General features: G+C 69.4%; 7 protein-coding genes. All 7 read left to right on the top strand.

The window, feature by feature from the left end; all coding sequences use genetic code 11:
• Positions 1–16: 16 nt before the first annotated feature.
• The 7 genes from IRT45_RS00690 (at position 17) to IRT45_RS00720 (ending at position 15,245) form a co-directional block, all read left to right on the top strand.
• Complete coding sequence (locus IRT45_RS00690; RefSeq protein ID WP_194803932.1) at positions 17–958, top strand: methionyl-tRNA formyltransferase; 942 nt, start codon at positions 17–19, stop codon at positions 956–958.
• A complete protein-coding gene (locus tag IRT45_RS00695) occupies positions 955–4,089 on the top strand; it encodes a non-ribosomal peptide synthetase (RefSeq protein WP_194803933.1) in 3,135 nt (1,044 codons plus the stop codon). The genes IRT45_RS00690 and IRT45_RS00695 overlap by 4 nt, the downstream gene beginning before the upstream one ends.
• A 62-nt stretch (positions 4,090–4,151) precedes the next feature.
• Positions 4,152–5,153 (top strand): ABC transporter substrate-binding protein, encoded by a 1,002-nt coding sequence (locus IRT45_RS00700; protein ID WP_194803934.1) that lies wholly within the window; start codon positions 4,152–4,154, stop codon positions 5,151–5,153.
• Between the two features lie 13 nt (positions 5,154–5,166).
• A complete protein-coding gene (locus IRT45_RS00705) occupies positions 5,167–6,861 on the top strand; it encodes a condensation domain-containing protein (RefSeq protein WP_194803935.1) in 1,695 nt (564 codons plus the stop codon).
• On the top strand, positions 6,858–11,594 hold the full coding sequence (locus IRT45_RS00710; RefSeq protein ID WP_194803936.1) for an AMP-binding protein: 4,737 nt from the start codon (positions 6,858–6,860) through the stop codon (positions 11,592–11,594). Before IRT45_RS00705 ends, IRT45_RS00710 begins: the two co-directional genes overlap by 4 nt.
• Positions 11,595–11,616: 22 nt before the next feature.
• A complete protein-coding gene (locus tag IRT45_RS00715; protein ID WP_194803937.1) occupies positions 11,617–13,518 on the top strand; it encodes an ABC transporter ATP-binding protein in 1,902 nt (633 codons plus the stop codon).
• Positions 13,515–15,245, top strand: coding sequence for an ABC transporter ATP-binding protein (locus IRT45_RS00720; RefSeq protein ID WP_194803938.1), 1,731 nt, complete (start codon positions 13,515–13,517; stop codon positions 15,243–15,245). The genes IRT45_RS00715 and IRT45_RS00720 overlap by 4 nt, the downstream gene beginning before the upstream one ends.
• The last annotated feature ends 88 nt before the right edge of the window (positions 15,246–15,333 follow it).

The raw sequence follows: 15,333 nt of genomic DNA on the forward strand, positions 1-15,333 counted from the left end.
GGAAGAGGTTCGGTTCATGCGTATCGTGTCGTTCGGTTATCAGACCTGGGGTCGTCAAACGCTGCAGGCGCTGATCGATTCGGAACATGAGGTGGTGCTCGCGGTCACCCACCCCGCGAGTGAACACGCCTACAAGGGCATCTGGTCCGATTCGGTCGAGGAACTGGCGCGCGAACACGGCATTCCGGTCCACCTGACCGAGCGCGCCGATGCGGAGACCATCGACCTGGTCAAGCGCGCCGAACCCGACATCATCGTGGTCAACAGCTGGTACACCTGGATGCCGCCGGAGCTGTATCTGATGCCGCCGCACGGCACGCTGAATCTGCACGATTCGCTGCTGCCGAAGTTCACCGGGTTCTCGCCCGTGCTGTGGGCGCTGATCAGCGGTGAATCCGAATTCGGCCTGACCGTGCACCGGATGGACGAACAGCTCGACACCGGCGACATCCTCGTGCAGCGCTCGCTGCCGATCGGCCCGACCGCCACCGGAACCGAACTCGTCCTCGCCGGAATGGAATTGATTCCGGGCGCGCTTCAGGAGGCGCTGAGCGCGATCGAATCCGGCACCGCGGTCTGGCGGCCGCAGGACAAGGCCGAGCGCACCTATTTCCACAAGCGGTCCGAGCGCGACAGCCGCATCGACTGGCATTGGGACGCAGTGGATCTCGAACGTTTCGTGCGCGCGCTGTCCGAGCCGTATCCGCGGGCCTTCTCCTACTACCGCGGCGAGAAGGTGGAGATCACCGCCGCCACCCTGTCGCAGGCCCGCTACGGCGGAACTCCCGGCCGAGTGGTCGTGCAGGAGGGTGGTGGCGTGGTGATCTGCGGGCCGGACGCACATCGCGGCGGCAATCTCGGTCTGGTCGTGACCCGGGTGCGCACCGCCGACGGCGCCGAGCACGACGGCGCCGAATTCTTCGCTCGCGGTGGTTATCTCACCGACGCCCCGGCATGACCGCGCCGTCGGCGCAGGAGCCGGCTGCGGGGGAGCTGTCGTCGGGGCAGCGCCGGATCTGGTTCCTGCAGAACCGCGATCCGGAGGACACCACACTCAACTGCTGTGCGGTCCATCGGCTCGAGGGTGCGGTGAACGCCGCCCGGTTGCGGGACGCGATCACCGAAACCGTTGCGCGGCACCAGGTTCTGCGCACCGTATACACCCTCGACGAGGACGACGAGCCGCGTGCGGTGGTGCGTTCCGACGTGGCGCCGTCCTGGCAGGAGGTGGATCTGCGCGATCTCGCCGGCGCCAGTCGCGAGCGACGGGCGGAGGTGCTGATCCGCCGTGAGGCGGGGCGTCCCTTCGATCCCTCGGCCGAGACACCGTTGCGCTGCCTGCTGATTCGCATGGGAGATCGGCAGTATGTCCTCACCTTCGTGGTGCATACGATCGCGTGGGACGACGACTCCTGGCAGATCTTCCTCGACGAGGTGGGGCAGCGCTACGACGCGGTTTCGACCACTCAGGCGTCATCCGAAGACGTGCGCAGCCGACCCGACGGGTCACCCGTCCCGGCAGCCGAGACCGATCGCGCGTATTGGCGAAACGCATTGTCGCCCTTGCCGCAGCCGTTGGAACTGCCGGGCCGTGTCGTCGCGACCGTGCCCTCGCTGCGCACCGGCCACGTCCGTGCCGGGCTCCCGGCCGACGTGGCCGCGCGGGTCACGGAGTTCGCGCGCCGGCAGGGCACCACGCCGTTCGTCGTACTTCTCACCGCCTTCGACGCGCTCATCCACCGCTACACCGCCGCCACGGACTTCCTTGTCTGCGTGCCGGCCACCGTGCGGCACGTTTACGACACCGGAATCGGGTACTTCGGCAATACGCTGCTGTTGCGTACGACGGTCGACCCGGCGGGCAGCTTCCTCGACTGCTTGCGTGCGGTGAACCTCCGCGCCGCAGCGGCTTTCGAGCACCGGGGCACACCGATCGACCAGGTCGTCGCCGACCTCAACCCCGAGCGGGGCAGTGGTCGCGACGGGCTGGAGCAGCTGGCCCGCATCGAATTCGGCATCCGGCGCACCGCGACGCTCTCCTTGGAAGGCATCGCGACCGCCGCGGTCGATGTCGGCAGCCCGACGACGCGGATGCCGCTGTCGCTCACCGTGATCACCACCGGCGACGTACCCGAGCGCATTGAGATCGCGTATCAGGCAGACGAATTCGATGCACGCATCGTCGAACAGTTCCTCACCCACTATGTGCGCGTGCTCGCTGCGGCGATCGCCGATCCCGAGCGTCGCGTCGGCGAGCTGGATATCTTCGGCGTCCGCGACCGTGAGGGAATTCTGGAGCAGTCGCACGGCGAACTCGTCGCCGTCGCTCCCACCACGCTGGTCGATCTGTTCGAGCGGCAGGTGGCGGCGAATCCCGAGGCGGTCGCACTCGTCGACGCCCGCGACGGAGATCGCGAACTGAGCTACGACCACCTCGACCGGCGCGCGAATCGCCTGGCACATCACCTGATTCGGCAGGGGATCGGCACCGAGGACGTGGTGGCGTTGCGGCTGAATACCTCGGTGGAGTTCGTGGTCGCCGTCGTCGCGGTGCTGAAGGCCGGTGCGGCCTATCTTCCGATCGATCCGGCCTATCCGGCGGATCGGGTGGAATTCCTGCTCGCCGATGCGGGGGCGGCGCTGGTCCTCGATGCGGGCGATCTGCGCGCCGCCGAATCCGCCGCCCGCACATCGCCGCAGCACGATCCGCGCGACAGCGACCGGCTGCGCCCGCTGCGGCCCGGCAATCTCGCCTATGTCATCTACACCTCGGGCTCCACCGGAACGCCGAAGGGGGTCGCGGTATCCCATGCCGCGATCGCCGAACACGTCGTGGGGTTCTGTGCGCAGTGGGGTGTGGGCGCCGAGGATCGGCTGCTGCAATCCTCGTCGATCGGTTTCGACGCCTCGCTGCTCGACATCTTCGTGACGCTCACCCTCGGCGCCGGCCTGGTGATTCCCAAGGTGGACGCCTTCGACGACATACCCCATGTGGCGGAGGTGATCTCGCGCTGCGGCGTGACCGTGCTGCATATGGTGCCGTCCATGCTCAGCACCCTGCTGATGCTGCCGGAGGTGAGCCAGTGGCGCGCGCTGCGCCATGTGCCGGTCGGCGGTGAGGCGCTCTACGGTGAGGTGGCCGACCGGTTCGCCGGCATCTTCGAGGCCGAACTCCGCAACCATTACGGACCCACCGAGGCGGTCGTCTCGGCCACCCATCTCACCGTGGAGGGCCCGCAGGGAACCGGGATCGTGCCGATCGGCCGGCCCAACCGCAATGTCGCGCTGTATCTGCTGGACGAGCGGCTGCAACTGGTGCCGACCGGTGTGGTGGGTGAAATCTACCTGGGCGGTGCGCAATTGGCGCGTGGCTATCTCGGCCGAGCCGCCGCCACGGCCGAGCGCTTCGTGGCCGACCCGTTCGCGCCCGGGCAGCGGCTCTATCGCACCGGCGATCTGGCGCGCCGCAACGGCAACGGCGAACTCGAATTCCTGGGCCGCGCCGACGAACAGGTCAAGGTGCGCGGCTACCGCATCGAACTCGCCGAGGTGCAGGCCGCCGTCGCCGCCCACCCGGACGTCGCGCACTGCGTGGCCGCCGCGGTGTCCGACGAGACGCTCGGCACGGTACTCGCCGCCTACCTCGTGCCCGCGCGCAGCCAGAACGGCAGCGCCGCAGTGGATGTGGAGGCGGTGCGCGCACACGCCGCAGCCGTCCTGCCGCCGTACATGGTTCCGGGCGCCTTCGCGATCATCGACGAGATCCCGCTGACCGAACACGGAAAACTGGACCGCCGCGCCCTGCCGCTGCCACAGCGGTCGCCGGTGGAGTTGTATCGGGAGCCCAATACCGCGGTGGAGACGCGGATCGCGGAGTTGTTCGGGCGGATGTTCGGCCGCGAACGGATCGGCGCCGAGGATTCGTTCTTCGAACTAGGTGGTCATTCGCTGCTGGCCGTGCGGCTGCTGGCCTGGATCCGAGCCGAATTCGGCGTGCGGATCGGTGTGCGCGCGCTGTTCGACACTCCGACCGTGGCCGGATTGGCGGCCCGGATCGAGGCATCGACGACCAGTGTTAGCTTAGCCTAAGCTACGATTCCGAGAGGGCCGGGATCGCGAGTCGCCCGGAGCGAAGTACAAGGAGCTGTGCAATGAACCCAGGTCGAACATCCGCGCGCCGCGGTATGCGCGCACGCGGCGCGGTGCTGCGAACCACGTTGCTGGCGCTGATCCTGGGTCTGGTGACGGCCGTGGCCGCGTGCGGATCCGGTTCGGACGACGCCGATTCCGGTGCGGCCGTGACGATCGAGCACAGCATGGGCACCACCACCGTCGACGGCACGCCCAAGCGCGTGGTGACCCTCGGCCCGGCCTGGCTGGACGCGGCCGTCTCGCTCGGGGTCACCCCGGTCGGCTATCTGGTGCCCGGCGCCGGGGCCGGGATGACCGTGCCGTGGCTGCCGCCGACGCTGCCGCAACAGTCCAAGGCCCTGAACGTGGGCGGCGATGTCGTCGAGCAGATCGCGGCGCTCGAGCCCGATCTCATCGTGGCGCCGGGTTACATGATGGACAAGGCCATGTACGACAAGCTGTCCAAACTCGCCCCGACCATCGGGCCGCTGTCCTCGGCGCAGATCGACCCGTGGGAGGACCAGGTTCAGGCCCTCGGCAAGGTGCTGCACAAGCAGGACCAGGCCGGCAAGGTGGTCGCCGATGTGCACGGCAGGATCGACGCGGTCGCCGCGAAACATCCCGGCCTGAAGGGCAAGACCTTCCTCACCTGCATGCTCACCACGCCCACCCAGTTGATGGTGCTGGCGGATCCGAAAGACGGTTCCGCGCAGGTGTTCACGCGGCTCGGGATGACGATGCCGGCGAAACTGGTCGCCGAGGCCCCCTCGGGCGGACGGCTGGCGCTCTCGCCGGAACGGCTCGGCGATCTGACCTCCGATCTGCTGGTGTGCGGCGCGGCGCCGGGCCTGCAGGAGAAGTTCACCCAGCTGCCGGGCTACGCGGATCTGCCGTCGGTGCGCCAGGGCGGCATCTCGTTCGTCGACATGATCACGATCAACGCCATCAACCAGCCGACCGCGCTGTCGGTGCCGTATCTGCTCGACAAGCTCGAACCGACCTTCGCGACCGTCGGCAAGTAAGGACTGATTACCCATGTCTGATGCGCTCGTGCCGAATACGACCGTGCCGGCCACCTCTGCTCCGAAAACCGCTGCGGCCGCGACGGAGTCGCGGGCGGGCGGGCGGGGCATCCCGTTGTCCCCGGCCCAGCAGGCCGCCCTGCTGCCGGAACGCCTGCGCGGGATCGCGGCGACGAATCTCTTTCTCGCCCTGGAGATCACCGGTGACCTCGGTCCGGCCGATCTGGACCGGGCCGCGGTCGCCGCGGTGAGCCGGCACGACGTTCTGCGCACGCTCTATCCGGACGATCGCCGGATTCCGTACCAGCGTGTCGTCGACGCGCCCGACACGGTGGTCGAGACGGTCGAGACCGCCTCCTCGGACCTCGACGCCGCGCTGCGCGCCGACGCCGCGCACCGCATCGATCCGGTGCGCGAGTTGCCGATCCGGATCAGACTGCACCGCACGCCCGATCGCGACGTCCTGTCCCTCACCGCTCATCCGGTGGCCGCCGACGATCGCAGTCTCGAACTGCTGATCGCGGAACTGGCCGAGGGGACGGTCGCCGAGCCCGTGACGCAGTACCGGGGCTACGCGATGGCACAGATGAAGTCACTGGTCGGTGACGCGGCCGCCGATCCCGACCTCGGGTACTGGCTGGGTCGGCTGGCCGATCTGCCCGAGCGGGCGACCGTGGCGGTGACCGCTGATTCCGGCGCGGCACCGGGTCCGGCCGCCGCGACCCGCACCCTGCGGATTCCGGCGGCTGCCTTCGGTGACCACGACGTCGAACTGTCCGTGGTGGCCGCACTGGCCGCGGTGCTGGGCGCGGCGGGTCTCGGTGATGATGTGCCGATCGGCATCGCCGACGCGGGACGTACCGGCGCACAGCAGGATTCGGCGCTCGGCGCTTACGCGAACCATCTGGTGCTGCGCGTCGACACCGGCGCGTCCGCCACCCCGCGAGCGCTGCTGGCGCAGGTCGCGGAGCTCGCGGTGCCCGCGCGCGCCCATGCCGCGGCCCGGATCGAGCGGATCACGCATCAGCTGCGCGGTGCCGCCGCCGTCGCCGCGGGTGCGCCCTTCCAGGCCCTCGTCACCACCCGAACCGAGGTGACCGGTGCGAATGCGCGCGAGATCGCCCGGCGAGTGGCGCGGCCGCACGGCGTGGATGTCGTCGCCGATGTCGTCACCGGAGGCGAGGAGGTGGCGGTGACCCTCGAATTCCCGGCGGTACTGGCAGGAAGCGCTGAATTCGACACGCTCACGAGCGGAATCGAGCGATGGCTGCTGAACTCCGCTGCCTCGGATAATCCGCTGCGCGATGTGGAGATTCCGACGGTGTTCGAACGGAACACGTCGTACTCCGGTGGCACCGGTCTCGGCGGAGAGCCCAGCACGGAGGCCGAACGGCTGATCGCCGCCACCATTCGCGAGGTGCTCGAACTGGACGCGGACGACGAGGTCGGCCGCGCCGACACCTTCTTCTCGCTGGGCGGGGACAGCATCGCCGCACTGCGCATGGTCACCCTGCTCGGTGAGCGAGGCTATGCGCTCGATGTGCAGAAGGTGTTCGAATTCCCGGCTGTGCACGAAATGGCCGCACAGCTGACCGAGGCCGAGGCGGTCCCGGCCGCCGAACAGCCCGCCCCCGTCGCGCCGATGAGCGCTTCCGGTCTGGATCCGGCCGCGCTGGCCGCACTCGGCAAGAAGTTCGCCGCACGGTGAGCGAGGTGGAGATTCTCGACGTCGTCGCGCTGTCGCCACTGCAGCGCGGGCTGTATTCGGTCAGTTCGATGGCGCAGGGCATCGACCCCTATCTGGTCACCTTCGCGGTGCGCATCGATGATCTGGCCGATCCGGCGGCACTGCGCGCGGCCTTCGACGGCGTCCTGCGGCGCTACCCGCATCTGGGTGCGGCGGTACTGGCCGAGGATGTGCCGCATCCGGTGCTGGTCATCACCTCGGCGGGCCGAATCGGCTGGCGCGAGCTCGATCTGCGCTCGGCCCCCGACCCCGAGGCGGCGGCGCGGGATCTCTACTGGCAGGAAGCGCGCCGGCGGCTCGACCTGGACCGCGGGCCGCTGTTCCGGGTGGTCGCTGCGCAGGTCGGCGAGCGCGAGTACGAAGTTGTGTGCACCGCACACCATATCGTCGTCGACGGCTGGTCGATTCCGCTGCTGTTCTCCGATCTGATCGCCCTGCATCGCGGGGAGGGCGCGGCGCTGCCCCCGGCTCCGCCGTTGCGGGAACACGCGGCCTGGCTGGCGAGCCGCGACACCGAGGCCTCGGCGCGGGCATGGGCCGCGGCACTGGAGGGTCTGGCGCCGATGCCGATGCTCGGGCCGCCGGCACCGGCGGATCTCGACCTGCCCGTCGTGGGCGAGGCGCGCGTGGACGCGGCGGGCACCGACCTGCTCCTCACCTGGGCGCGGGCCAACGGCCTCACACTGAACACCGTCCTCCAAATGGCATGGGCGCGTATTCTTTCCGGCCTGACCGGCCGCGACGACGTGGTCTTCGGCCAGACCACCTCGGGCCGGGACGCCTCGCTGCCGAATGCGGAACGCCTGGTCGGCGCGCTGGTCACCACCATTCCGGTGCGGGTGCGGATGGACGACCGCGCGCCCGCGCAGGTCGGCGCCGAACTGCAGCGTTCGGTGGCGCAGTTGCGGGCGCACGAATATCTGGGCATCGCGGAGATCACCCGCCACGCCGGGGCCGGGCAGTTGTTCGACAGTCTGCTCGTCTTCGAGAACTCACCGGTCGGCGCGGTCGCACCGCGCATGCCGATGGGTGGCGGCGCCACCATGACCGCCCGCCGCGTCGATTCCCCGAGCCACTATCCGATCGCCGTCGTACCCGTACTGGAACACGGCGAGCTGATCTGCCGCGTCGAAACCCGACCGGACCTGCTCACCACCTTCGACCCGGACCGGATGGCGCGCCGGTTGCTCGCCGTCGCCACCCGGATCGTGACGGCGCGGCAGTGCAGTGCGGTCGATGTACTGCTCGACGACGAGCCCGCCGCGCTGACGGCCGACTACGCCGGTGGCGCAGGGGTTTCCGATTCCACGTCGATTGTCGGCTCGTCGGCCGAGGTATCGGGTTCCCCGGCATCCACGCAGGCGGTGCCGGGTACTCCGGCGAGTTCCATCGTCCGGTCCGCGCCGGCGACACAGGCCGTGCCGGATAGCCGGGCGAGTTCTGCTGCCGGGTCCGCGCAGGCTTCGCCGAGCAGCGCGCCGAGTTCTGCCGCACCCGCCACGGTTCCGGAGGCGTTACTCGACGCTGCCGATGCGGCGGCCGATCGGATCGCGGTCGTCGATGCGGCGGGTGAGCAGACTTTCGCCGAATTCGGTTCCGCGGTACGCACATTGGCCGCCGAGCTGGTTGCGGCGGGGATCGGTTCCGGTGACTCGGTGGCGGTCATGCTGCCCCGCGACCGCCGAGTCCTGCACGTTCCCTTCGCCGTCGGTCTCGCCGGCGCCACTTGTGTGCACGTCGATCCGGCCACCCCGGCCGACCGCGTGGCGTATCTGCTGAGCACCAGCGGGGCGCGCATCGTTCTCGCCGACGCGGACCGCGCCGAGACGCTGGCCGAGGTCCGCGCGCAAGCGGTGGAATGCCGCCACGGGATCACGGACAGCGACGGCCGCCTTCTGTTTCCAGGCTCCGATTCGGTTTCGGCGGGCGGCCGTGGTGTGCCGCGAGTGACGGTTTCGGCCGAAACGGCGACTCCGGGCGTTGCGACGACGGAGGAGGCCACGTCGCACGGGTCGCCACTGCCGGCATCGGACGGTGCCGCAGCGCACGGACGGTCGGACTCCAGTGCGGAACGGAACCGCGAGTCCGTCAGCGCGTCAGACACTGTGCCGCAACGGTATTCGGACGCCCCGTTCTATGTGGTGTTCACCTCCGGCACGACCGGCAGGCCCAAAGGGGTGGCGGTATCGCATCGCGCGCTGCTCAACCACTGGGGCAATCACGAGCGGCGGATCTTCGCGCCGATCGCCGCCGCCACCGGGCGCACACTGCGCATCGGGCACGGCTGGTCCACCGGATTCGATGCGGCGTGGCAGCCCACGGTCGCCCTGCTGAGCGGCCACACCGTGGTGATGTTGGGGGACGAGGTACGCACCGACGCCGAGCGCATCGTCGCGGCGATCGACGACTTCGGTATCGATATCTTCGACACCTCACCGTCCATGCTGAACCGGTTGATCGCCGCCGGGATGTTCCGGACCGATTCCGAGACCGGCGCCGAACACTGCCCGTTGGCCGTGCTCGCACTCGGTGGTGAGGCGATCAGCCCCGACACCTGGCGGCGCCTGCAGGGATTGGCGACCACCCGGGTCATCAACTTCTACGGCCCGACCGAGGCGACCGTCGAGGCGCTGATGGCCGATGTGCACGATCACGCCGCGCCGACCATCGGCCGCCCGTTCGACGCGATGACCGCCGAGGTGCTCGATCACCGGTTGCGGCCGGTGCCGCCAGGGGGGCAGGGCGAGCTCTACCTTTCCGGACCGCAACTCGCGCTCGGTTATCTGGGGCGGCCCGCCACCACCGCGGCCGCCTTCGTAGCCGGCGAGGCGGGTGAAAGGCGTTATCGCACCGGCGATCTGGTGCGCCGCTCCGACGACGGGACCGTCGTCTACGAGGGGCGTGTCGACCGGCAGGTGAAGATCAACGGATACCGCGTCGAACCCGACGAGGTCAGTGTGGTGCTGCGGGAACTCGACGGCGTGCGCCACGCGGCGGCGCTGGCCTTCACCGAGAACGGGCGGACCCGGCTGGGCGCGCTGGTGGTCGGTGACGGCACCGTCGCGCGGCTGCGTTCCGATCTGGCCCGGCGGCTGCCGCAGTACCTGGTTCCCACCCGCATCGTGTTCGTCGACGAGATTCCGTTGAACCGCAACGACAAACTCGATGTGCACGTCGCGACCGAACTGCTGGCCCGCCCGGACCACACCGGCGCCCGCGCCGAACCGCGCACCGAGACCGAACGCACCCTGCTGGCGCTGATCGAGGCGATGAGCGCAGGGTCGCGGATCGGCATCCTGGACAGCCTGGTGGACCTGGGGATCGACAGTATCGGCGTCATCGATCTGGTGTCGCGGCTGCGCGGCGCCGGTTACCGCGTCTCGGCGCGAGAAGTGCTCGCGGCGGCCGATCTTCGCGATCTCGCCGAGCGTCTGGACGAACCGTCCGAGGACGCCCGGGTCGAGGCCGAGGTGACACCGGCAGGAACCGTACTACCGCTCACCGCCCTGGCGCACGAGATCCTCGGCTACGGCGACTACCGCTGGCTCGCCCAAACCCAGGTGATCTCGCTCGATCCGGAGATCACGCCCGAGGCGATTGTGCGACGGCTCGAGGACCTGGCCACCGCCCATCCCACACTCCGTTCTCGCCTGGGGATCGGCGACGACGGGCGGCCGGTCCTGATCGCGCAGGAACACTCGAGCGCGGCCGCATCGTTCGTTGTCGCCGCGCCGGACGAAAGCCGCAGTGCGGCAGATCATCTGGGGGCGACGGCGCAACGGCTGGATCCGGACGCCGGCCGGATGGTGGCCGCGACCCTGTTGTCCGGCGACCGGCCGCGACTGGTGCTGTCGATCCACCACCTGGCGGTGGACGTGGTGTCCTGGCTGATTCTCGTGGACGATCTGCGCCGGCTCGAACAGGGGGGCGAGGCGGTGAACGAGACCGGGGCCGAAGAGGTTTCGGATTCCGTCCCCGGCGGAACCCGGCCCGGCAATCCGCCGATCCTGGGCGCACCGCTCGGCGGCCGCCACACCGATCCGCGCAGCGATCGGGCCGGTAAGGCCATCCAGCGAATAGTCGAACTGGGCCCCGACCACACCGAGGCGCTGCTCGCCCGGTGCGCGGACACCGATGTGCCCCTGGACGATCTGCTACTGGCCGCGTGCGCGCGACTGGTCGCCGATACCGCCGACGACACCGGTCGCATCGCGGTGACCCGCGAATCGCACGGCCGCGACCCCGGCGACGACACCCGCCGCGTCGGCTGGTTCACCGTCGAGGAGACGGCGTTGGTGCCGGCGGCCGAACTCGAGACCTGGACGCCGGGCACCGGCCGGGCGCCGGTCCACGATCGGACCCTGCACGCGCGCGGGCAGATTCGCCTCAACCACCTGGGCCGCTTCGATGTGCTGCAGTTCGGCAGCGGCCCGTGGACGCCGGTGCCGCTGCCGGAGCTCACCGCCGAATTCGGTGTGGCCGGACATCCGGATCTCCCGCTGCGCTTCACCATCGACCTCAACACCGCGGTGGTGTCGAAGGATTCACGTCCGGTTCTGGTCGCGCACATCGACGTGAACTCGGCGGTGCTCGACGAGGCCGGGGCCGACGCGCGCGCCGAGCGCTGGCGCACCATACTGTGTGATTTCGCCGCCGGAATGTCCGAATTCGGTGCACAGCGACAGGCAGGGTGACAGCTATGGGAGGGAAGGACTGATGACGGTTCAGACCGTGGATCCGGCCGAGCCGGAGGCGGCGCGGCAGGTGCCGCCGACCACGCCCGACGCACCGCTTGAACCCGACCGGGTCGCGCTCAAACAGCAGCGCCGCGCCGACGGCCTGGCCCGCAAACAGGTACTCGCGCCGGTGAACGGCGCGCTGTCGCTGGCGAGCCTGGTCGTCGTGGCCTCCTCGATCTGCGCCGTGGTGCCGTTCATCCTCATCGTCGAGGCCTGCCGGGAACTGCTGTCCGCACCGATCGACAAGGACCGGGTGTGGACGCTGGTGATCGCCGCGGTCGTGGTGCTGGTGCTGCGCGGACTGCTGCAGGCCGCGGCGCTGGTCTGGACCCACATGGTCGACGCGAAATTCCAGCTCACCCTGCGACAACTGCTGGCGGCCAAGCTGACCCGGGTGCCGCTGGGCTGGTTCACCGACCGCAGTTCCGGTGAGGTGAAGAAGTTCCTGCAGGACGATGTCGAGGCACTGCACTATCTGGTCGCACACGCGCGACTGGAATTCGTCGGTGCGGTGACGGTGCAACTGGTGGCGCTGATCTACCTGTTCACCGTCGACTGGCGGCTGACGCTGATCCTGCTCGTGCCGCTGGTGCTCTACACCCGCGGCCTGGCGGCCATGATGGGTAAGGCGCATCAGGAACGCTTCGCCGTCTTCGACGCCAACGAACGCGCCATCGAACAGTCCATCATCGAATTCGTCGACGGCATCCAGGTGGTGCGGGCGTTCGGCCGGGCCCGCAAGGCGCACAGCACCTTTCAGCGCGCGGTCGACAACACCGCCGAGAGCCTGCTCGCGTGGAAGACGCCGATGACCAAACTGCAGTCGGCCGCCGAGATTCTGCTGACCCCGGCGCTGCTCATGCTCGTCGTGGTGGTGGCCGGCGTGGGCTTCGCCGACCTGGGTTGGACCGATCCGGTCGACATCCTGCCGTTCCTGCTGCTCGGCATCGGCCTGGGCAGCGCGCTGCTGGGCATCGGCTTCGGCGGACAGGCGCTGCGCGAGGGCGGGGCCGCGGCGTTGCGCCTGCACCAGTTGCAGCAGACACCCGAACTCGAGGTGCGGGCCGACGGCGACGACGCTGCCGACGCTGCCGGTGACGCTGCCGCCACGGGACTCGCGGTGCGGTTCGAACAGGTGAGTTTCGGCTATCGCGCCGATCGGACCGTCCTGCGCGAGGTCGACTTCGAACTCGCGCCCGGGTCCATCACCGCCCTGGTCGGCCCGAGCGGTTCCGGCAAGTCGACCGTAGCCCGGCTGCTGCCGCGCTTCTACGACGTGACCGCGGGCCGGATCACGATCGGCGGCAAGGATGTCCGCGAGTATTCCACCGCGCAGCTCTATCGCACCGTGGGATTCGTCCTGCAGGACGTGCGGATGATTCGCGGCACGATCCGCGACAACATCGCGCTGGCCCGGCCCGACGCGGATGCGGCCGCCGTCGAGCGAGCCGCACGCGCCGCCCAGATCCACGATCGGATTCTCGAACTGCCGCACGGCTACGACTCCGAAATCGGTGTCGACGCGGTGCTGTCCGGTGGTGAGGCGCAGCGCCTGTCGATCGCCCGCACCCTGCTGGCCGATACCCCGGTGCTGGTGCTCGACGAGGCCACGGCCTTCGCCGACCCCGAATCCGAGGCCGCGGTCCAGGACGCGCTCGCCGTCCTGGTCGCCGGGCGCACGGTGCTGGTGATCGCGCATCGGCTGCACACCATTACGGGCGTCGACCGAATTCTGGTGCTGGACAACGGCGAACTCGCCGAAACGGGTGACCACGCCACGCTGTCGGTGGCCGGCGGGCTCTATCAGCGCCTCTGGGAACAGAATCAGGCGTCGGTGGGCGTGCTGGGCGGTTGTGACTCCGAAGGAGAACTGCGGTGATCAGGAAGATCTTCGCCCTCATTCCGCCGGAACTGCGCCGCTACGTGCCGCGCCATCTGGCCCTCATCGGCGCGGGCGCGCTGGGCCAGATCGCGGCCTATCTGCTGCTGATTCCGGTGCTGCAGGCGCTGTTCGACGGTGATGTCGGGCGGGCTTGGCGCTGGACCGCCTGGCTGGCGCTCGCCGTGGTCGTCGCCTCGGTGTGCTCGTATCAGCAGTTGCTGGTGGGTCTGCGGATCGGGGTGGGCATGCTGCGCGGCGTGCAGACCCGGCTGGGCGACCACCTGAGCACGCTGCCGCTGGGCTGGTTCGCCACCGCCAACGCCGGATCCCTCTCCCGCATGGTGGTCGGCGGCGTGCGCGAAATCCTCAGCGTCGTCAACTATCTGCTCGCACCCGTACTGACCGCGGTCCTGGTTCCGGTGGGCGTCGCGATCGGGGTCGCCTTCATCGACTGGCGGATCGCGCTGGTCATGCTGGTCAGCCTGCCGGTGCTGCTGCTGGTCAGCAGCTGGGCCAACAACAGTTACACCCGCGCCGACCGCAGGCTCGATGCCGCTGCGGCAGAAGCCAATTCGCGGGTCGTGGAGTTCGCGCAGGCGCAGCCCGTACTGCGGGCATTCGGCGCGGTGGGCGCCGGCAACCGGGCGCTCACCCGGGCCCTGCGCGAGCAGGAGGCCGCGTCCAAGCGCATGATCGTGGCCAGTGTGCCGGGGCTGATGGTGTTCGCACTGTGCGTGCAGATCGTCTTCCTGATCGTGGTGTCGGTGGTGGTGGCCCGCGGGACCGGCGGCGACCTCTCCATTCCGGCCACGATCGCGCTGATCGCGGTGACCTCCCGATTCATCGAACCGATCAACCGCGCCGCCCAGCTGAGCACCGCGATCCGCAGCGCCGGCGACGCCGCCGACCGGATCACGGACTTCCTGTCCGAGCACGATCTGGCCGAGGCCACCGAACCGGTGACCCCCGGTGCGCCCGAGATCGTCTTCGATACTGTCGAATTCGGTTACCGCGAGGGTGAAAAGGTCGTCGACGGCGTCTCGTTCACCGTGCCGAGCGGCACCACCACGGCGATCGTGGGCCCGTCCGGCGGCGGTAAGACCACCCTGCTCAAGCTGGCCTCCCGGTTCTACGACGTCGGCTCCGGCAGCATCACCGTCGGCGGCCACGATGTGCGCCGGCAGCCCTCGGAAACCCTGCTGCGCCAGGTGTCGCTGGTCTTCCAGGACGTCTACCTGTTCGACGAGACCATCTCCGACAACATCCGCATCGGGAATCCGGACGCGACCGACGAGCAGGTGCGTCGAGCCGCGGAGATCGCCAAGGTGGACGAGATCGTCGACCGGCTGCCCGACGGCTGGGATTCGGCGGTGGGCGAGGGCGGCGCGGCGCTGTCCGGCGGTGAGCGCCAACGGGTGTCGATCGCCCGCGCGCTGCTCAAGGACGCGCCGATCGTGCTGCTCGACGAGGCGACCAGCGCCCTCGACCCGCACAGCGAGGCGGCGGTGGTGCGCGGCATTCACGAACTGACGCGGGACAAAACCGTTGTCGTGGTGGCGCATCGGCTCGACACCATCGCCCACGCCGATCAGATTCTGTTCGTGGAGGCGGGCCGCATCGTCGAACGCGGTACGCACGCCGAACTCCTCGAACTCGGCGGCCGCTATGCCGCGTTCTGGTCCGAGCGGTCCCGCGCGACCGGCTGGCATCTGGTGTCGGCCTAGCCTTCGTTCCGCTCGTGGCGAAGCCGTGTAGCAGTGCCAAATTCGCCGAACAGGACCTCGGCCAGGTCATATGCCTTTGGGGAATATT

It is taken from the genome of Nocardia sp. BSTN01, from assembly GCF_015354405.1.
Classification (GTDB): Bacteria; Actinomycetota; Actinomycetes; order Mycobacteriales; family Mycobacteriaceae; genus Nocardia.